This window comes from Chryseobacterium sp. HNCC26DJ240, assembly GCF_057180485.1.
In genome coordinates this window covers 309,403-329,317 of record NZ_JBXUGK010000007.1, presented here as the reverse complement: position 1 = coordinate 329,317, position 19,915 = coordinate 309,403, and the positions used below count along the sequence as shown (strand labels likewise).

The window sequence follows — 19,915 nt, the reverse complement described above, 5'->3', positions numbered from 1 at the left end:
CTCCGGAGTTCATATACTCCGGAGTTTATATTTACTTGAATGATAATTAGCATCTTACCAGATTTCAAACCTGGATAATTATCAAATTTTTTGAAAATCACAGTTCTGCAAAAGTTAAAATTAGCGTCAGTCAGCATCAAGATTATATCGAATATATCAGTTGAATTAACTACTTTTACAAAATAAATAACCGAGCATCATTAAAAATTAGTAATCATGAATGAAAACACTCAAATTAAGAAATTCTTTCCACTTATAAATGAAAGAAATAAAATAAGCTTTCGATAAAATTAAAATGTTAGGCACAAAAATTGTTATTCAAAATCAAAGTATTTAAAATATACACCATTATTAAAAATATATTATTCAAAAAAATCCCCTTAGTTTCATATTAGGAGGGAATTTTAGTATTATTGCCATGAATTATAAATTAGTACTCAATACAAAGTCTGAAACGTCAAATATTTATTATAATACAATCACTTTTGATACATTCAAAATAAATATTATTGATAGATATAAAGGAATTATGAGCAGAAATCCCATTTTATGTGATTCTATTTTAAAAGTGCGTACCTTAGATGATCAGCTAATAAAAACTCGCGAGGGAAACAGCCGGGTAAAACTAAAAGGCGAAGATCTGGAAAAGTACAAGAATCTTATGGAAATTCTTAATTCCTACAAATACAAAAATAAATTGATCCGACAGAAAGAAGCAGATGAAGATTATGTACATTTTGTAATACGTATCTACATCGACAATTACCAGATTAATTAATTACTTTAAGAGTAATTTTACAGCAAAAAACTTATAAATAATTGCTTTTTCTCACTCTATTATCAATTATAAATTAGATAACTGAAAATAGAGTGTGGAAATTAAATTAAATTAGTTTTTTTTCGCTAACGGTACTTTGCTTAATTCAGATTCAGCTAACATTACTTAGAAATAATCAAAATTATTTCAGTATTCCTACACCTTCATTTCACTATAATTCACACTTTTGTTAGATTATTTATATCTTCAGAGAGATTTTGCCAAACCTGTCCATCTCTATAATCTGAACAATCTTTTTACGCAGTTTAATTGTGCATTGGTAAACATTAATAATGTTTGAATCATTGCCTTTATCTAAAAACGATTATAAATTTCTTTTTGAATATGAATACATCACAACTTTTCATATCCTAACCTTCTTTCATTTATAAATTATTAGAATTTTTTTATCTAATTTTCAAGCATGATCTTAAAAATAATGTTTGAATTATCCACAATTTCTTTAAATTGAACATTGTCATAGAAACATTTTTAAATTTTCAAATCAGGCAGATACTTATCATAAAAACTACTCATCAAAAAAAGCGATGGTTTCAAACCATCTTGTACTATCCTGCCCTATTTAATATTAAAAATTTCGTTTTGAAATTAATTTTATACTTTTAAAAAAGAAGAAAAAGCTGAGATATTGAAACCTTAAAACCTGATTTTTTAATAAAATCTGAATCTGGAATTGATATTTATTTCTGATTTGCTAAAATTTTAATCTATCTGATCAATGAATACTATTTCGTCCGGAAAACCGGTTTCTGAAACTTCTAAGAAGAAAAAATACGGTCTGCCACTCATTCTCATTACGAGTTTGTTTTTCTTTTGGGGATTTATTCACAACCTTGATCCTATTTTGATTAAGCATTTACGAAGTGCCTTTCAGCTGAGTCATTTCCAGGCATCCTTGGTAGATTCTGCTGTTTTTGCGGCTTACTTTTTACTCGCTATTCCCGCAGGAATCATTATTCAGAAATACGGCTATAAAACAGGAATTTTGGTGGGATTATTCTTCTTTGCAGCAGGATGTTTTCTATTTATTCCGGCTGCCAACACAATAAGCTATCCATTTTTCTTGGGAGCGCTCTTCATCTTATCATGCGGTTTGGCAATCTTGGAAACCGCAGCAAATCCTTACATAACCATTTTGGGCGAACCCAAAAAAGCAGCACACAGATTGAATTTCGCTCAGTCCTTCAATGGTTTAGCGGCCTCCGTTGCTCCCATCGTTGGTGGAATTTTTATTTTGGGTGAAGAACCAAAATCTCAGGAAGAACTTTCTACACTTTCTGAAGCTGTAAAATTAGCATACATTCAAGCTGAAACAGCATTGGTAAAAGGACCTTATATGATTTTAGGATTAATTCTTTTATTGGTTCTTATCCTATTTTTCTTTATTAAATTGCCTGAAGTGACAGAAAATGAAGAAAAATCAACTAAAAATTATCTGCAGGTTTTAGGCGTAAAAAATGTCGGTTGGGGTGTTTTAGCTCAGTTTTTTTACATCGGAGCACAGATTTATGTCTTTAGCTTTCTTTTGGTTTTTGCAGAAGATGCTCTTGATATGGCTGGACAGGAAGCAAAATATTATGCAGGAGTTGCAGGATTTTTATTTATGATTGGACGTTTTGCCGGAACATTTTTCATGAGATATGTCTCGCCTCAAAAATTATTGAGAATTTACAGTGTCATCAGCATAATTCTCAGCATTTATGTGGTTGCAGGAACAGGAATTTCAACTTTATACGCACTTGTTGGATTGACATTTTTTATGTCCATCATGTTTCCAACGATTTTTGCTTTGGGAATTGAAGGCGCAGGTTCAGAAACCAAACCAGCCTCAAGTTTATTAATTATGTCTATTGTTGGCGGTGCAATCATTCCGCCGATAGCAAGTAAAATCACAGATATTTCGGGGAATATTCACTTATCTTACATTGTGCCTGTACTTTGTTTTATCATCGTTTTTTTATTTTCATTGAGGTTCAGAAATAAAAGTTCCCTACAATAATTGAGTAAAAGAATGGTCTTTGCTGAGCAGAGCGCCTTTGCAAACGAAAAATATGCAGAACAATATTAAAGAAAATCTTTGCGCTCTTTGCGTTTAAATGATATTAAAATGAGCAATTTAATTTTAAAAATAAATCAAAAAGATAATGTTTTGGTCGCTTTGCAGGATATTCCGGCAGAAACCGAAATTATTTTCGAAGGAGTTACCTACACAACTTTAGAAACCATTCCTGCAAAACATAAATTCTTTATGAATGACATGAAACAGGGAGAAGAAATTTTCATGTACGGAGTTTTGGTTGGAAAAGTTCAATACGATTTGCCTGCTGGAACGAGAATGACTACAGATAATACCAAACATGCCGCCGATCCTTACTATTATCGTTATGTTGAGTATCGATGGACAAAACCTGATGTTTCTAAATTTCTGCATAAAACTTTTAAAGGTTATCATCGTTCAAACGGCGATGTGGGAACGGCCAATTACTGGCTTTTTATCCCTACCGTTTTTTGTGAAAACCGAAATTTGGATATTATTAAAGAATCCCTCTACGACAGTTTGGGATATGCGGTCGATGCGAAATATAAAGATTACACGCATCAATTAGTGGAAGCCATTTCTAAGGGAGAAAATTTGGATGAAATTGATTTTTCACCATCAAATATTCCCACGAAAGACAGAGTTTTCAAAAATGTTGACGGCATCAAATTTCTTAATCACACCGGCGGTTGTGGTGGCACACGACAGGATTCGGATTCTTTGAGTAAACTTTTGGCTGCTTATGCCGACCATCCCAACGTGGCTGGAGTTACTTTGTTGAGTCTGGGCTGCCAGCATCTTCAAATCGATAATTTTAAAAAGGATTTATACAATCGAAATCCTGATTTTGATAAACCTTTACTCGTTTTTGAACAGCAGAAAGCGGTCAGTGAAGAAACAATGATTAAAAATTCTATTTTTGAAACATTGAAAGGTATTCAGGAAATCAATAAAATTGAACGTGAAGATGCGCCGCTCAGCAAACTTTGTGTTGGCGTGAAATGTGGCGGAAGCGATGGCTTCAGCGGTATTTCGGCGAATCCTGCTGTGGGACATTTGGCCGATATTCTTTCGGTTTTGGGAGCTAAAGTTTTATTGGCAGAATTCCCTGAATTATGTGGAGCAGAACAGGAATTAATTGACCGAGCCGTAAATCAGGAAACTGCAGAAAAATTCATTCGACTGATGACGGAATATGATGAACTGGCACATGCAGTCGGTTCAGGATTTTACATGAATCCATCACCAGGAAATATCAAGGATGGATTAATTACTGATGCTATCAAATCGGCAGGAGCAGCAAAAAAAGGTGGATCCTCTCCTGTAGTAGATGTTTTAGATTATACCGAACCTGCAACAAAACCAGGATTAAGTCTGGTTTGTACACCGGGAAATGATGTAGAAGCAACCACAGGAAAAGCAGCATCTGGAGCTACCCTGATCTTGTTTACCACAGGACTTGGAACGCCGACTGGAAATCCGGTTTGTCCGGTGATCAAAGTAGCGACGAATACTGTTTTGGCTGAAAGAATGTCGGATATTATTGATATTGATACAGGAGCAATTGTTCGTGGCGAAAAAACGATTCAGCAGATGGGCGAAGATATTTTGGATTTCTGCATTGAAGTGGCAAGCGGAAATATTATTCCCAAGGCGGTGGCTTTGAATCAGGATGATTTTATTCCCTGGAAAAGAGGGGTAAGTTTATAGGAAGAGCCAGGTTAAAAGTAAAAAGAACCAATTTAAAAATTCCCCTCCTTTGGAGGGGTGACGAAAAATCTTCGATTTTTTGACGGGGTGGTTTATACAAACAATATCATCAAAGCTAAATGTTATTAGTAAAATTGTACATAAAAATATAAAAATGTTTTCATTAAAAAATAAAAAAGCCGTTGTGACAGGCGGAGGAAGCGGGATTGGGCAGGCTATTGCGGTTCAGTTGGCAGCTAATGGCGCGGAAGTTCATATTCTTGAAGTAACAGAGCAGAACGGACGGGGAACACTTGAAAAAATACAATCTGCAGGTGGAACTGCGAAAGTTTATGCCTGTGATGTTTCCAAGCAGAAGGATGTTGTGGAAGTTTACGGGCAGATTGGAGCGATCAATATTTTGGTTAATAATGCAGGAATTGCACACATCGGAAAAGCAGATACAACTTCGGAAGAGGATTTTGACAGAATTTATAATGTCAACATCAAGGGTGTTTATAATTGTTTGTTTGCAGCGATTCCCCAGATTAGAAAATCTGGTGGCGGTGTGATCATTAATATGGCTTCAATTGCTGCTTTGGTGGGAATTCCAGATCGGTTTGCTTACAGTACGGCAAAAGGTGCGGTGAAGGCAATGACGATGAGTGTTGCGAAGGATTATATCAGTGAAAATATCCGTTGTAATTCTATTTCTCCGGCGCGGGTGCATACGCCTTTTGTGGATGGATTTTTAAAGAATAATTATCCTGATAATATTGAAGAAATGTTTGCCAAATTATCGAAAACACAGCCTATCGGAAGGATGGCTCAGCCTGAAGAAGTGGCCTCGCTAGCGCTTTATCTGTGCAGTGATGAAGCTTCATTTATTACCGGTGTGGACTATCCTATTGACGGCGGTTTTACGACTTTGAACAATTAAAATTTGTAAATTAACTAAAGAGTTGAAAAAGAGCAAAACTACCCTAGCCCCGATAGGAACGGCATCCTTTTTTGTCATTGCGGCTGCGAAAAAGTACAACATTTGATCATGTTGATCGCAATGACAAAAAAGATATAGTGGATAGCGGGAAACAGCTCCTAAAAAAGATCAAGTGGACTAAATTCTACAATCAAATATTTAACAATAATCAAATATGAAATTAATAAAATTCGGACAGCCGGGGCAGGAAAAACCGGGCGTCATCATTAGTGACAAAAGATATGATGTTTCTCATCTGGTGAGAGATTATGATGAAAATTTCTTTTCTGGTGAGGCGATTGAAAATTTAAAATCTGAAATACACACCCATAATTTACCTGAAATTTCTGCTGAAGAAAGACTGGGAGCACCTTTGGCAAGACCGTCAAAAATTATCTGCGTGGGACTGAATTATAAAGACCATGCCGCTGAAACCAATGCGCCGATTCCGCAGGAGCCGATTTTGTTTTTCAAGGCAACTTCTGCGATTGTGGGTCCGAATGATGATTTAATCATTCCAAAAACGAGCACCAAAACCGATTGGGAAGTTGAGTTGGCCATTGTGATTGGAAAAAAAGCGAGCTATGTTTCTGAGGAAAATGCTCTTGAGCATATTGCAGGGTATGTTTTGCACAACGATTACAGCGAAAGAGCCTTTCAGCTGGAAAGAAACGGACAGTGGGTCAAGGGAAAAAGCTGTGATACTTTTGCGCCGATCGGACCGTTTATTGCGACGCCTGACGAGATTGAAGATGTTCAAAATCTGCGTTTGTGGCTGAAGGTAAACGGCGAAATTCTGCAGGATGGAAATACTTCAAATCTTATTTTTAATGTGCCATTTATTGTGAGCTACATCAGTCAGTTTATGACTTTGCTTCCGGGTGATATTATCAGCACAGGAACGCCTGCCGGAGTTGGTTTGGGACAAAAACCGGAGCCCTGGTATCTGAAATCAGGCGATGTTGTGGAGCTGGGAATTGATGGTCTGGGAAGCAGCATCCAAAAAGTAAAAGCGTACGACGAATGAAAAAAATCTGTCTCGCTCTTGACTTAATTGATGATCCTGAATTGATTGCGGAATACGAAAATTATCATCAAAATATCTGGCCTGAAGTCAGGCAAAGTATTTTGGATTCGGGGATTGTAAATATGGAAATTTATCGGGTTCAAAACAGATTGATGATGATTGTTGAGGCTGACGAATACTTTAGTTTTGAAGCTAAAAATGAAGCCGATAAAAACAATCCGAAAGTTCAGGAATGGGAAGAATTGATGTGGAAATTTCAGCAACAGTTGCCCAATTCGAAAGCTGGAGAAAAGTGGCGGTTGATGGATAAAATATTTTCTTTATAAATTACATTTTAGAAAAAAATAATTAGATATGATTATTGATTCTCACGTTCATTTTTGGAAGTTTGATCCTGTTCGGGATGCTTGGATTACGGATGAAATGAGTGCTATCCAAAAAGATTTTTTGCCGGAAGATTTTTCGTTTTATTTAAATGAAAATCAGGTTGCTGGCTGCATTGCTGTTCAGGCGAGTCAAAGTGATGAGGAGACCGCTTTTATGGTGAATTTAGCGAAGGAAAATCCTTTTATTAAAGGTGTTGTTGGCTGGATTGATTTGACTTCTGATAGTATTGAGGAATTGCTTGAAAATTATCAGTCTGAAAGATTGATTAAAGGATTCAGGCACGTTGCAGAAGGAGAAAATTTTGGTTTTTTATTAAGAGAAAATGTTCTCAATGGAATTTCTAAGCTTCATCAGTTTGATTATACATTTGATATTTTGTTGAGACAGAATCAGCTTGCTGATGCTGTTAAACTTTCTGAAAAATTACCCAATCAACCTTTTATTCTGGATCATTGTGGAAAACCGGATTTACAAACGAATGATTTAAAAGACTGGAAACAAAATATTACAGAACTGGCTCAAAACCCAAATGTTTACTGTAAAATTTCGGGACTTTTGACGCAGGGAAACTGGAATATGATTGATGAGAAATCAATTTTTGAAGTCTTAGATTTTGTTTTTGCAAAATTTGGAATGCAACGATTGGTTTTTGGAAGCGACTGGCCTGTGATGCTTTTGGGAGGAAGTTATGCTTTGTGGATGGAATTGATTTCAAAATATTTGAGTCAGTTCACTGAAACTGAGCAGCAATTATTTTTCTCTGGAAATGCCGTCGAATTTTACAAACTGTGATTTTTCTAACCACAAATCGAAGATTATCTCCTTTCAGTCGATGAATATTATTTTGACGAAGTCAAAAGTTACAAAAGATTTTGACACATGAGTCACATTAGATTTAAGTTTGATGGTTTGAGAGTATTTAGAGCACATAAGCTTAAAAATCAAAGATTTTTGTTCGGGAATGTGACAAATTAAAGATTTATTTTTGGCTAAGTGAAATCGAAAATTCGACGTAGTCAAACGCCTTTGCCTCAATTATATAATTAATTTTATTTGAATCAGCGAAACTTCGTTTTGTGAACGAAAAATAAAGATAAAAATATCAAAAAAATCTTTGCGCTCATTGCGTTAAAAAAACAACATGAATTTAAATTTAGACCAAAAAATAATCATCGTAAGTGGCGGTGCAAAGGGAATTGGAAATGCGATTGCTAAAGTTTTAGCTGAAGAAAATGCGTTGCCAATAATTATCGGAAGAAATGAAAACGATAACAGAAATGCCGTTCAGGAAATCCTAGAAAATGGTGGCAAATCTGATTTTGTGACTGCTGAACTTTCGCAGCCTGAAGAATGCAGAAAAGCGATTGATGAAGTTGTCAAAAAGTATGGCAAAATCGATGGAATTGTGAATAATGCCGGTGTCAACGATGGTGTTGGACTGGAAAACGGTTCGTATGAAGGTTTCATTTCCTCGTATCATAAAAATGTGGTGCATTATTATCTTTTGGTGCATCACGCACTTCCCTATCTGAAGGAAAGTAAAGGTTCGATTTTAAATATTGGGAGCAAAACCGCAGAAACCGGACAGGGCGGAACTTCCGGATATGCCGCAGCAAACGGGGCGAGAAATGCTTTGACGAGAGAATGGGCGGTTGAACTTTTGCCTTACAGCATCCGTGTGAATGCGATCATTGTTGCAGAAGCGTGGACTCCACTTTACGAATCGTGGATTTCTACTTTTGAAAATCCGGATGAAAAGCTGAAAAGCATCACTTCAAAAATTCCTTTGGAAAAACGCATGACTACTTCTGAAGAAATTGCGAATATGGCGGCGTTTCTTTTATCGGAAAAGTCTTCGCATACGACAGGGCAGCTGATTCATGTAGATGGCGGGTATGTGCATTTGGATAGGAGTTTGGGCTAAAATTTTCAGAAATTTTCATACCTCACAAAATCCTGAAAAATATTGATAAAAAAAGCGGAATATTTTTCTCCTGCTTTCTTTTATTTTATTCTAGAACTACATCGTCATTAACATAAAGCTACTGCTCCAATAACTATAAGTATGGTTCTATTTTCCATCAATGAATTAAAATCATTTATCTTCGTAATGTCCCATTGCAGAAATAATTTCAACTATTACAGTATTTTCCTCGACAGTGTAGATCATTCTGTCTTTTTGATTAATTCTTCGGGACCAAAAACCTGAAAGCTTATATTTCAATTGTTCAGGTTGGCCAATTCCAATGTACGGATGCTCTTCCAATTCCGATATAATTTTTGAAATTCTGTTCAGTGTAGCTTTATCTCCTGATTTTTTGTGTTTCTGTAAATCTTTAATTGCTGTTTCAGTATATTTTATCAGATACTTTCCCACAGCTTATCAGTTTCAATGATTACACGCTTATCATTTTTATGAGAATTTAAAATCTTTTCAACAAACTCTTCGCTATAATTATCTTTCTCAGAAATTATTTCAACTCCATTCTTTTCTTTAGAAAAAATGTCAATCAAATTTCTCAAAGTCTTACCTGCTTTGGTACGTTCGTTAATTTTAATCGTTATTGTTGTCATATTGAAAGATTTACATTACAAATTTAATAAAAAAACCTAACAGTTTAAAAAGCTGTTAGGTTTAATTTATGAAAGTAGAAACGTGCTAAAACTACATCGTCTCCATCTTAAAACTCATACTCTCAATCACTTTCAGGATCGCTTCAACTGTATCCATCGATGTTAAACAAGGAACGCCGTTTTCAACACTCATTCTTCTGATCTGGAAACCATCTCTTTCAGACTGTTTTCCTTTGGTCATCGTATTGACTACGTACTGAACTTTTCCTTTTTGAATTAAATCGATCAGGTTGACATCTTCTTCGCCGATTTTGTATCCGATTTTGCACGGAATACCTTTTTCTTCGAAGAATTTTGCAGTTCCTTCCGTTGCCCAGATTCTGAAACCAACTTCATGGAATCTTGATGCCAAATCAGCAGCTTCCTGTTTGTGTTTATCAGCTACAGTGAACAGGATTGAACCGTGCATCGGAACTTTTCTTCCGGCTGCAACCAATCCTTTGTAAAGCGCTTTTTCCAAAGTCGTGTCTTTCCCCATCACTTCTCCTGTAGACTTCATTTCTGGGCCTAAAGAGATATCAACTTTCGTCAATTTTGAGAATGAGAACACAGGAACTTTTACGAAAACACCTTCTTTATTCGGAACCAATCCGTTTTTGTAGCCTAAATCTTTCAGTTTCTGACCTAAAATCGCTTTCGTAGCAAGATTTGCCATCGGAACATCGGTAATTTTAGATAAGAAAGGAACTGTTCGCGATGAACGCGGATTCACTTCAATCACATACACATTTCCTTCAAAAAGAACGTATTGGATGTTCATTAAACCAATCACATTCAATCCTTTAGCCAATCTTTGAGTATAATCTACCAAAGTATCGATTTCTGCCTGAGAAACATTTTGTGGCGGATAAACTGCAATCGAGTCACCGGAGTGAACTCCTGCTCTCTCGATGTGCTCCATAATTCCAGGAATGATTACCGTTTCGCCGTCGCAGATTGCATCGACTTCAACTTCTCTTCCCGTAATGTAACGGTCAACTAAAACCGGCTGATCCGGACTTGCATCTACCGCAAATTCCATGTAGTGCGCCAATTCTGCTTCAGTGTACACAATTTCCATCGCTCTACCTCCCAACACGTAGCTCGGACGAACCAAAACAGGATATCCGATCTCGTTTGCAATCACAATCGCTTCTTCTTTTGAAGTTGAAGTTTTTCCTAAAGGCTGTGGAATTCCCAGTTCCTGAAGGGCTTTTTCGAATTTATCTCTGTTTTCAGCTCTATCCAAATCTTCCAGTGAAGTTCCTAAGATCTGAACGCCGTAAGCTGCTAATTTATCTGCTAAATTGATGGCTGTCTGTCCACCAAACTGTACAACAACTCCTTTTGGTTTCTCCAGGTCGATGATGCTCATCACATCTTCTTCCGTTAAAGGCTCGAAGTATAATTTATCTGAAATCGAGAAGTCTGTAGAAACCGTTTCAGGATTATTGTTGATGATAATCGCTTCGTAACCCATTTCTTTGATTGCCCAAACCGAATGAACCGTTGCGTAATCGAACTCAACTCCCTGCCCGATTCTAATCGGACCTGAACCTAAAACGATGATTTTTTCTTTGTCTGTAACTACAGATTCGTTTTCCTCTTCGTAAGTTCCGTAGAAATATGGGGTTTCAGATTCAAATTCAGCAGCACAGGTGTCTACCATTTTGTAAACCGGCACAATTCCGTTTTCTTTTCTGAAATTGTAAACCTCTCTCTGGGTAGATTCCCATAAATGAGCGATATTCTGATCTGAGAAACCTAATTTTTTAGACTGAATTAAAATTTCTTTGTCGAATCTGCTAGCTGCAATTGTCTTTTCGAAATCAACTAATTTCTTTAATTTCCAGATGAAGAACTTGTCTATTTTACTCCATTCTACAATCTGTTCCCAGTCGTAACCTCTTCTTAAAGCGTCGCAAATGATAAACAGTCTCTCGTCATCACAAACTCTGATTCTTCTTTCGATATCTTCGTCCGTTAAAGCTGCAGCCTGTTTTGTTTTTAAACCTAAATGTCTCAAACCAGTTTCCAGAGAACGAACTGCTTTCTGTAAAGACTCTTCAAAATTTCTTCCGATCGCCATTACTTCTCCGGTCGCTTTCATTTGAGTTGATAATCTTCTGTCTGCCGTTTCGAATTTGTCGAAAGGAAATCTTGGGAATTTGGTTACCACATAGTCCAAAGCCGGCTCGAAGCAAGCGTAAGTTTTTCCTGTAACCGGATTCATGATTTCATCTAAAGTCAATCCAACAGCGATTTTAGCAGCGATTTTAGCAATAGGATAACCTGTTGCTTTTGATGCCAAAGCCGATGAACGGGAAACTCTTGGATTTACCTCAATGATATAATAATCGAATGAATGCGGGTCTAAAGCCAACTGCACGTTACATCCACCTTCGATTCCTAAGGCTCTGATGATTTTCAGTGAAGCGTTTCTCAGCAACTGATACTCTCTGTCTGAAAGCGTCTGAGAAGGCGCCACAACGATTGAGTCACCTGTGTGAACTCCCACCGGATCTATATTTTCCATGTTACAAACCACAATCGCGTTGTCGTTTGCATCACGCATTACTTCGTATTCAATTTCCTTGAAACCTGCAATTGATCTCTCGATCAAGCATTGTGTTACCGGGCTGTATTTCAGACCTAATTCTGCGATTTCCTTTAGTTCAGCTTCGTTGGCAGCGATTCCGCCACCTGTTCCTCCCATTGTAAAAGCAGGACGAACAATTACCGGATAACCGATTTCTTCAGCAAAACGAAGCGCTCCTTCAACCGTTGTTACGATATCTGATTCAGGAACAGGTTCGTTCAATTCTCTCATCAGTTCACGGAACAGATCTCTGTCTTCCGCTCTGTTGATCGCTGAAAGTGTAGTTCCCAAAACTTCCACCTTGCACTCTTCAAGAATCCCTGATTTCTCAAGTTCAACAGCCATGTTCAAACCTGTTTGTCCACCAAGTGTTGGTAAAAGTGCATCCGGACGCTCTTTTCTGATGATGTGACTTACAAACTGAAGTGAAATCGGCTCTATGTAAACTTTATCAGCGATTTCAACATCCGTCATAATCGTTGCAGGGTTTGAATTGATCAAAATCACCTTGTAGCCTTCTTCTCTCAGGGAAAGACAAGCCTGCGTTCCTGCGTAATCAAATTCCGCCGCCTGACCGATGATAATTGGGCCGGAACCGATTACTAAAATTGTTTTTATATCTGTACGTTTTGCCATTTTTTTTTAAATTGAGATGCTAGAAGTTGGATTTTAGACTTTTAGCATTATTTTTAGATTATGTTTTTTATATCGTGTATTAATTTTACAGCTTCATCAAAAGAACTAATTGGCTGATTTCTTGTTTTGGAATTTTTAAGATTTATCAATTTAAATTCAATATCAATTAGAAGATTATTTTTCATATGGTCTGATTTACTCAAGACATATGGTAAATTAACCAATAAATCGTTTGCCTCGGATTCATTTATTAATACAAATATTTCACAATACCATTCAGGTGCATCAATATTTTTCAATTTTTTTGAAATATCGTATTCTTCAATAAAAGCAAACATTTCAGCAATTAGCCAAAGATTGTAAGAATTCCAATAATAAAAATCCTTCTTTAATTCTTCTAAATCATCACTATTAAATAATGATAAATTACTAATAAGGGTTTGGTAACCTCCGTATTCCCAATAATCTCCAGTAGCATTTTGGTTATTTAGAAATAATTTCTGTATTCCGATTATTTTTAAATTTTGAGACTTCGTATCAATTGGAAATTTCATAGAAATGCTTAAATTAATTATATCTATTTCTTAAAATCCTCCATCAACGTGATGAAATCATCAAACAAATAATTCGCATCTTCAGGTCCCGGGCTCGCTTCAGGGTGATACTGAACTGAGAAGCAAGGATGAATCTTGTGTTTCAAACCTTCATTTGTTCTGTCATTCAATGCGATATGGGTTTCTATTAAATCTGTTCCTTTAAGACTCTCCTGATCAACTGCGTAACCATGATTTTGAGAAGTAATCGCAACTTTGTTCTTTTCCAAATCCAAAACAGGGTGATTACCTCCTCTGTGACCGAATTTTAATTTGAAGGTTTTTGCTCCGCAAGCCAAGCCAATCAACTGATGCCCAAGGCAAATCCCGAAGATTGGAACTTTTCCTAACAATCCGCGGATCATGTTTAAAGCGTTTTGGTTGTCTTCTGGATCTCCAGGGCCGTTGGATAACATAATTCCATCCGGATCCATCAGCAAAATTTCTTCAGCTGTAGTATCATGTGAAACGACAATGATGTCACAATTTCTTTGAGATAATTCTCTGATTATTCCTAGTTTAGACCCAAAATCAACAAGTACTACTTTAAGTCCTCTTCCTGGATTGGCGTAAGAAGTTTTTGTAGAAACCTGCTCCACCTGATTGGTTGGGAACGTTGTAGATTTTAATTCTTCAACTGTTGTATTTTCTTCTGCATCAGCATTCACGATTTTTCCTTTTACCACACCAGAATTACGAAGAATTCTTGTAAGTCTTCTGGTATCAATTCCTGAAATTCCTGAAAGATTTTTCTTTTTAAACAGTTCCTGTAAAGTAATCTGTGTTCTGAAATTGGAAGGTAAATCGCAAATTTCTTTTACAATAAGACCTTTGATTGCAGGTTCGATGCTTTCGTAGTCATCACGGTTGATTCCGTAATTTCCGATCAGCGGATACGTCATGCAAACAATCTGACCGCAGTACGATGGGTCAGAAATCAATTCCTGATATCCCGTCATTCCGGTATTGAAAACCACCTCTCCTGCTGTTTCCAAATCTGCTCCGAAACCTTCTCCATGAAATACTTCACCGGACTCCAGTATTAATTTTTTCTTCATTTTAACTTTTATCTTTATTTCTATTTTACTTTTTTTTAAATCATCTTCTTCTGATGACCTTTTTTAAACCACCCCGTCAAAAATTCTTTGAATTTTTGCCACCCCTCCAAAGGAGGGGAATTTTGTGCGTGCTTTATATAACTTAAGCCCTGTTAATTGAAATATGAATAACTCTCAACATGGCTCTTTCTACTTTTACCTTTTTACTTAAATGAAAACCCTTTCTCTTCCAAAGCATTTTTCAGAATTGCCATTCTTGCGAAAACTCCGTTCTGCATTTGCTTGAAAATTCTTGAGCGTTCACATTCCACCAGGTCGGTATCGATTTCCACGCCTCTGTTGATCGGTGCCGGGTGCATGATGATGGCTACTTTTTTCATGGTCATTTCCCTTGCTTTCGTCAAACCATATTTTCTGTGATATTCCGAAGCAGAGAAACTCGTTTTTGAATCATGTCTTTCATGTTGGATTCTCAATAACATCAAAACATCGACATCGTGAATCATCTCATCTACAGAAAGATACGTACCGTTAATTAAAGCTCCTTCATCGAACCACTGTTCAGGTCCTGAAAAGTAAACTTTCGCACCTAGTCTTCTTAGAGCTTCAGCATTGGAGTTCGCAACGCGGCTGTGTTTTACATCTCCCACGATTCCTATTTTTAAACCTTCAAATGTTCCGAATTCCTGATAGATCGTCAGCAAATCGAGCATACATTGTGAAGGATGATTTCCTGTTCCGTCGCCTCCGTTGATAACCGGAATGTTGATGTTTTTCAAATCATCAAAATAACGGTCTTTTTTATCTCTGATCACGACAAGATTTACACCGATGCTCTCAATCGTCTTTACGGTATCATATAAACTTTCACCTTTATTCACAGAACTGTTGGATGCATCAAACGGAACGACCTGCAAACCCAGTTTTCTTTCGGCAACATCGAAGCTTGTTTTAGTTCTTGTGCTGTCTTCAAAAAACAGATTTGAACAGAACACTTCGCCTTCAATTTTAGCAGTTTTTCCGTTGGCAAAAGCTAAAGCTTCTGTCAGTATCTTATTGATTTTCTCTGTACTTAGTTCGGTAATCGTAAACATAATATCTTAATTTTGAACATAAAAAAAGCGAAGAAAATATCTTCGCTTAAAATAAATAAATATCGTAAAGGGCGTCTACGCCCGGTAATTCTAATGATATAAATACTGTGTTATTCATTAGGTGCAAAGATATAACATTTGGGCAACATGACAAAGTGAAACTGTATAAAAATTAAAAAACTTCAATCACTGGTTATTCTCATTTATTCTTAATATTTTTGTTAGAATTCAAATACAGTTTATGGACGCAAAAGACAGGATGATTCTCAGCATAATTCAGGAAGACTCTACTTTCTCAGTGAAAGAAATTTCAGAGAAAATTGGCTTGACCTTTACCCCAACGTATGAACGCATCAAACAGCTGGAAAAACAGGGAATTATAGAGAAATATGTTGGACTTCTCAACCGTGAGAAGCTGGGTTTAAATATTGTTGTTTATTGCAACGTCCGTCTGAAGGAGCAATCCAAAAAAGTTTTGGAAACTTTCGAGAAAAACATCATGCAGCACGATGAAGTTCAGGAGATCATCAGTCTTTCCGGAGAATACGATTATATGCTGAAAATTATCGCTAAAGACATCAATTCTTATAATGATTTTACCGTGAATGTCATTTCAAATATTCCGAGTATTGGGCAATATCACAGTTCTATTGTGCTTCATGAGGTGAAAAAGTCTACTAAGTTTAAAATTGATTTAGGCTAAATATTTAAAATTGAACCATTAAGATTTTATTTAAGGAGTTAAGTTTAATTAAGAAAATCTAACAATTTTTTAAGCATTGCTTCATTATTCGCTTGCGAATCTTAACTATTCTTAATCCCTTAAATTACCTTAATGGTTTAACTCAAACTATCAACCCAATAATTTATTTTTCAATTTATTAAACTGATATTCTATTTTATCTAAACAAAGATTCCCTATACTTCCCTGATGGGTATGGTTTAGGTTTCCTACTTCAAAATCAAACTCATTATTTTCAATCTCCTGCCCTACTTTTACATACGCATCACGGAATGAACTTCCGTTTTTCACCTCTTCATTAATTTTCTCTACGCTGAAAAGATATTTATACTTTTCGTCTTCCAGAATTCTATCTTTTACCTGAATATTCGGTAAGGTATAATTTAAAATTTCCAGACATTCTTTCAAAGAATCAATAGCCGGGAAAAGAATTTCCTTCGTCAGTTGCATATCTCGATGATAGCCTGAAGGAAGATTATTCGTCAGCAAAATAAACTCATTCGGCAACGATTGAATTCTGTTACAACGTGCACGAACCAATTCAAAAATATCCGGATTTTTCTTGTGAGGCATAATACTGCTTCCTGTCGTAAACTCCTTTGGAAAGCTTATAAAATCAAAGTTTTGACTTAAATATAAGCAGACATCATAAGCAAATTTACCCAACGTTCCTGCTAAAGTGGCCATTGCCATCGACAATATTTTCTCTGATTTTCCTCGCGTCATTTGAGCATAAACTGAGTTATAATTCATCGATTGAAAACCTAAATTATAGGTTGTACTTTCGCGGTCAATCGGAAAAGATGAACCATAGCCCGCAGCAGAACCCAATGGATTTTTATTAATGATATTTTTAACCGAGAACAACATTTCAACATCATCTAACAATGCTTCAGCATACGCTCCAAACCACAATCCAAAAGACGAAGGCATTGCAATCTGTAAATGCGTATACCCAGGAAGCAGAACATTTTTGTGCTGATCTGCCAGTTTGATTAATATTTGAAAGAATTCATCTGTCAGTGCCGTAATTTCACGAATTTCATCAACTAAATATAGTTTGATATCCAATAAAACCTGATCATTTCTAGAACGAGCTGTATGAATTTTCTTTCCTGTATCGCCTAATTTTTCAATTAAAATAGATTCTACCTGCGAGTGAATATCTTCCGCAGTTTTATCAATTTCAAAAGTTCCGTTTTCGATATCTTTCAAAATTTCTTCCAAAACAGATAACATCTGCTCTGATTCTTCATTGGAAATAATTCCAACTTCGGCCAACATTTTACAGTGCGCCACGGAACCTTTAACATCGTATTTTGCTAAACGCTCATCAAAGTCAAGATCTTTCCCTACAGTGAATTTGTTGACTAATATATTGGTGGCAGTATCGTCTTTTTGCCATATTTTTTTCATAAAATTTCTTTTTTTATTTTAAATTTTCTTTTGTCTTGAAATCGAAGATTCGACGAAGTCAAACAAAAGAAACAATCCCGAAGCTTCGGGACAAGACTGGAAATTCCGGCTAAAAATTAAAATTGAATTCTAAAACCCCCAAAACTTGCGCGAATTCAACATTTGTTCTTCAATTCAAAATTAATGTCGCGCTTCAAACAGTGGGAATTTTTTAACGGATTAAATTTCAATTTTCTTAACGACTCCGTTTCCTAAGTCGTTTTTTACAGACTTTATTGACTTCCATCATCCCGCTTCCAGCCTATAAAACTTTCTCTAGAATTTCGATATAAATCTCAATTCCTTCTTTTATTTCATTGATATAAATAAATTCATCTGCCGTATGCGAGCGCCTGCTGTCGCCAGGACCTATTTTAACTGATGTACACGGAATAATCGCCTGATCGGATGAAGTGGGCGAACCATAAGTTGTCCTCCCGATTTTCAGACCTGCCTGTACAAACGGATGATCTATTTCGATTTTTGAAGAATTTAACCTGAAAGATCTTGCTGTCAAAGTTGATTTCATTTTTGATTGAATGATTTCCAATGCTTCTTTGTTTGAATATTCATCCGTAACTCTTACATCTAAGGTAAATTGACATGATTCAGGAACAACATTATGCTGAACTCCGGCATGAATTCCAGACAACGTCACTTTAACTTCACCCAAATAATCCGAAACTTTTGGAAACTTGAAATTTAAAATTTGCTGTACATCTTCCATACATTTCACAATCGAGTTATCATCATTCGGATGAGCGGCGTGAGAAGGAGTACCTTTCATTTCCCCGTCAATAACCAAAAGTCCTTTTTCCGCAATCGCCAGATTCATCTGCGTTGGTTCACCTACAATAGCGAGCTCCACATTCGGAAGCTGCGGAAATAAAGTTTCGATCCCGTCAAAACCTGAAATCTCCTCCTCTGCCGTCAAAGCAATAACTAAATTATATTTTAAATCTTCTTTATCGAAAAAATGTAAAAAAACCTGCGCCATCGAAACCAGAGAAGCTCCTGCATCGTTACTTCCCAATCCGAATAATTTCCCGTCTTTTTCAATCGCTAAAAAAGGATCTAACGTGTATGCTTTATTTGGTTTTACCGTGTCGTGATGCGTATTCAGTAAAATTGATGGTTTGAAAACATCAAAATTTTTATTCACCGACCAGATGTTATTTTTAAAGCGTTTTGTAGGAATCTGATGGTTTTTGAAAAAATTTTCAATCTCCACAGACGTATTAAATTCATCTTTACTGAATGATGGAATTTCAATCAGTTTTTTCAACAATTCAACTGCGTTATTCAGTAATTCTTCCTTACTATAAACAGATTTCAGTTCCTGCATGATGGTTTTCTATATGGTTTTTCAGTTCGGTTTCTTTAATTAAAAATACCTTATTGACTTTATTTTTTACGGCTCCAAGAGCGTTTTCCAACTTGGGTAAAATTCCTTTATGCAGTTTTCCTTCATTTTTTAAATTAGAAAATTCTACTTCAGAAATATTTTTTATAACAGATTCCGGATTCTCAATATCTCCCAAAACCCCTTTTTTATCAAAACAATACAATAATTCAACATCATATTTTGCTGATAACGCTTGAGCAATCACCGAAGCAATCGTGTCTGCATTGGTATTAAAAAGATTTCCTTTCTTATCATGTGTAATTGCTGAAAATACGGGAACAAGTTTAAGTTTAATTAATTTTGAGATTAATTTCCTGTTCACGCTTTTCTTCTCAATATCTCCCACAAATCCAAAATCTATTTCTGCATGTTCTCTTTTTTTGGCTTTAATTAAATTGGCATCAGCACCAGAAAAACCCATTGCTTTGCATTTTTTCTGCTGAAGTTTTGCCACGATATTTTTGTTGATTCCTCCTGCATACACCATCGCCACAATATCCAAGGTATCTTTATCTGTGATTCTTCGTCCGTTAATCATTTTTTGTTCAACGCCCAGTTTATACGCCAACGTGGTTGCTAATTTTCCACCTCCATGAACCAAAATTTTATGCTCTTTAATTTCAGAAAACTGCTCCAGAAATTCGTTCAATAATTCCTCATCATCAATTAAAGCACCGCCGATTTTTATAATGTATAGTTTTTCTTTCATTATTTAATTCATTTACATAGGATTGCATCCTATTCTGGATTAAGTCGTCCCTT

The 19,915-nt window shown here is 36.0% G+C and carries 18 protein-coding genes; 9 read left to right on the top strand and 9 right to left on the bottom strand.

Going from position 1 to position 19,915, the window contains the following annotated elements:
• The first annotated feature begins 418 nt into the window (after nucleotides 1–418).
• From AC2A1G_RS15820 to AC2A1G_RS15785, 8 genes are all read left to right on the top strand, one after another.
• A complete protein-coding gene (locus AC2A1G_RS15820; RefSeq protein WP_484047872.1) occupies nucleotides 419–778 on the top strand; it encodes a prevent-host-death protein in 360 nt (119 codons plus the stop codon).
• 778 nt (nucleotides 779–1,556) lie between these two features.
• Complete coding sequence (gene fucP / locus AC2A1G_RS15815) at nucleotides 1,557–2,837, top strand: L-fucose:H+ symporter permease (RefSeq protein ID WP_484047871.1); 1,281 nt, start codon at nucleotides 1,557–1,559, stop codon at nucleotides 2,835–2,837.
• A 108-nt stretch (nucleotides 2,838–2,945) separates the two neighbouring features.
• Nucleotides 2,946–4,586 (top strand): UxaA family hydrolase, encoded by a 1,641-nt coding sequence (locus tag AC2A1G_RS15810; RefSeq protein WP_484047870.1) that lies wholly within the window; start codon nucleotides 2,946–2,948, stop codon nucleotides 4,584–4,586.
• Nucleotides 4,587–4,740: 154 nt separating this feature from the next.
• Nucleotides 4,741–5,505 carry an SDR family NAD(P)-dependent oxidoreductase gene (locus tag AC2A1G_RS15805; protein ID WP_484047869.1) on the top strand — a complete coding sequence of 255 codons (765 nt, stop codon included), beginning with the start codon at nucleotides 4,741–4,743 and terminating at the stop codon, nucleotides 5,503–5,505.
• Between the two features lie 214 nt (nucleotides 5,506–5,719).
• Complete coding sequence (locus AC2A1G_RS15800; protein WP_484047868.1) at nucleotides 5,720–6,571, top strand: fumarylacetoacetate hydrolase family protein; 852 nt, start codon at nucleotides 5,720–5,722, stop codon at nucleotides 6,569–6,571.
• On the top strand, nucleotides 6,568–6,897 hold the full coding sequence (locus AC2A1G_RS15795; protein WP_484047867.1) for an L-rhamnose mutarotase: 330 nt from the start codon (nucleotides 6,568–6,570) through the stop codon (nucleotides 6,895–6,897). The genes AC2A1G_RS15800 and AC2A1G_RS15795 overlap by 4 nt, the downstream gene beginning before the upstream one ends.
• A 28-nt stretch (nucleotides 6,898–6,925) precedes the next feature.
• Entirely contained in the window at nucleotides 6,926–7,750 is an 825-nt protein-coding gene (locus AC2A1G_RS15790) for an amidohydrolase family protein (protein ID WP_484047866.1), read from the top strand.
• Between the two features lie 349 nt (nucleotides 7,751–8,099).
• Nucleotides 8,100–8,882 (top strand): L-fucose dehydrogenase, encoded by a 783-nt coding sequence (locus AC2A1G_RS15785; RefSeq protein WP_484047865.1) that lies wholly within the window; start codon nucleotides 8,100–8,102, stop codon nucleotides 8,880–8,882.
• A gap of 171 nt (nucleotides 8,883–9,053) precedes the next feature.
• On the opposite strand, the gene AC2A1G_RS15780 is transcribed toward AC2A1G_RS15785, so the two are convergent.
• From AC2A1G_RS15780 to AC2A1G_RS15755, 6 genes are all read right to left on the bottom strand, one after another.
• Complete coding sequence (locus AC2A1G_RS15780) at nucleotides 9,054–9,335, bottom strand: Txe/YoeB family addiction module toxin (protein WP_484047864.1); 282 nt, start codon at nucleotides 9,333–9,335, stop codon at nucleotides 9,054–9,056.
• Nucleotides 9,320–9,532, bottom strand: coding sequence for a DUF2683 family protein (locus AC2A1G_RS15775; RefSeq protein ID WP_484047863.1), 213 nt, complete (start codon nucleotides 9,530–9,532; stop codon nucleotides 9,320–9,322). The genes AC2A1G_RS15780 and AC2A1G_RS15775 overlap by 16 nt, the downstream gene beginning before the upstream one ends.
• A gap of 91 nt (nucleotides 9,533–9,623) precedes the next feature.
• Entirely contained in the window at nucleotides 9,624–12,806 is a 3,183-nt protein-coding gene (carB, locus tag AC2A1G_RS15770) for a carbamoyl-phosphate synthase large subunit (protein WP_484047862.1), read from the bottom strand.
• Between the two features lie 53 nt (nucleotides 12,807–12,859).
• Nucleotides 12,860–13,360, bottom strand: a complete 501-nt coding sequence (locus AC2A1G_RS15765) for a hypothetical protein (RefSeq protein WP_484047861.1) — start codon at nucleotides 13,358–13,360, stop codon at nucleotides 12,860–12,862.
• A gap of 23 nt (nucleotides 13,361–13,383) precedes the next feature.
• Nucleotides 13,384–14,457 (bottom strand): carbamoyl phosphate synthase small subunit, encoded by a 1,074-nt coding sequence (locus AC2A1G_RS15760; RefSeq protein ID WP_484047860.1) that lies wholly within the window; start codon nucleotides 14,455–14,457, stop codon nucleotides 13,384–13,386.
• Nucleotides 14,458–14,660: 203 nt separating this feature from the next.
• Entirely contained in the window at nucleotides 14,661–15,551 is an 891-nt protein-coding gene (locus AC2A1G_RS15755; RefSeq protein ID WP_484047859.1) for an aspartate carbamoyltransferase catalytic subunit, read from the bottom strand.
• 241 nt (nucleotides 15,552–15,792) lie between these two features.
• Here AC2A1G_RS15755 and AC2A1G_RS15750 point away from each other — a divergent pair, with 241 nt between their 5' ends.
• Nucleotides 15,793–16,254 carry an Lrp/AsnC family transcriptional regulator gene (locus tag AC2A1G_RS15750; protein ID WP_047442942.1) on the top strand — a complete coding sequence of 154 codons (462 nt, stop codon included), beginning with the start codon at nucleotides 15,793–15,795 and terminating at the stop codon, nucleotides 16,252–16,254.
• 150 nt (nucleotides 16,255–16,404) lie between these two features.
• Here AC2A1G_RS15750 and argH read toward each other — a convergent pair whose 3' ends face one another.
• The 3 genes from argH to argB form a co-directional block, all read right to left on the bottom strand.
• On the bottom strand, nucleotides 16,405–17,709 hold the full coding sequence (gene argH, locus AC2A1G_RS15745; RefSeq protein ID WP_484047858.1) for an argininosuccinate lyase: 1,305 nt from the start codon (nucleotides 17,707–17,709) through the stop codon (nucleotides 16,405–16,407).
• A gap of 301 nt (nucleotides 17,710–18,010) precedes the next feature.
• On the bottom strand, nucleotides 18,011–19,093 hold the full coding sequence (locus AC2A1G_RS15740) for a M20 family metallo-hydrolase (RefSeq protein WP_484047857.1): 1,083 nt from the start codon (nucleotides 19,091–19,093) through the stop codon (nucleotides 18,011–18,013).
• The gene (argB, locus tag AC2A1G_RS15735; RefSeq protein WP_484047856.1) at nucleotides 19,068–19,862 is read right to left on the bottom strand and encodes an acetylglutamate kinase; all 795 of its coding nucleotides are present in this window, start codon (nucleotides 19,860–19,862) and stop codon (nucleotides 19,068–19,070) included. Before argB ends, AC2A1G_RS15740 begins: the two co-directional genes overlap by 26 nt.
• Nucleotides 19,863–19,915 lie beyond the last annotated feature (53 nt).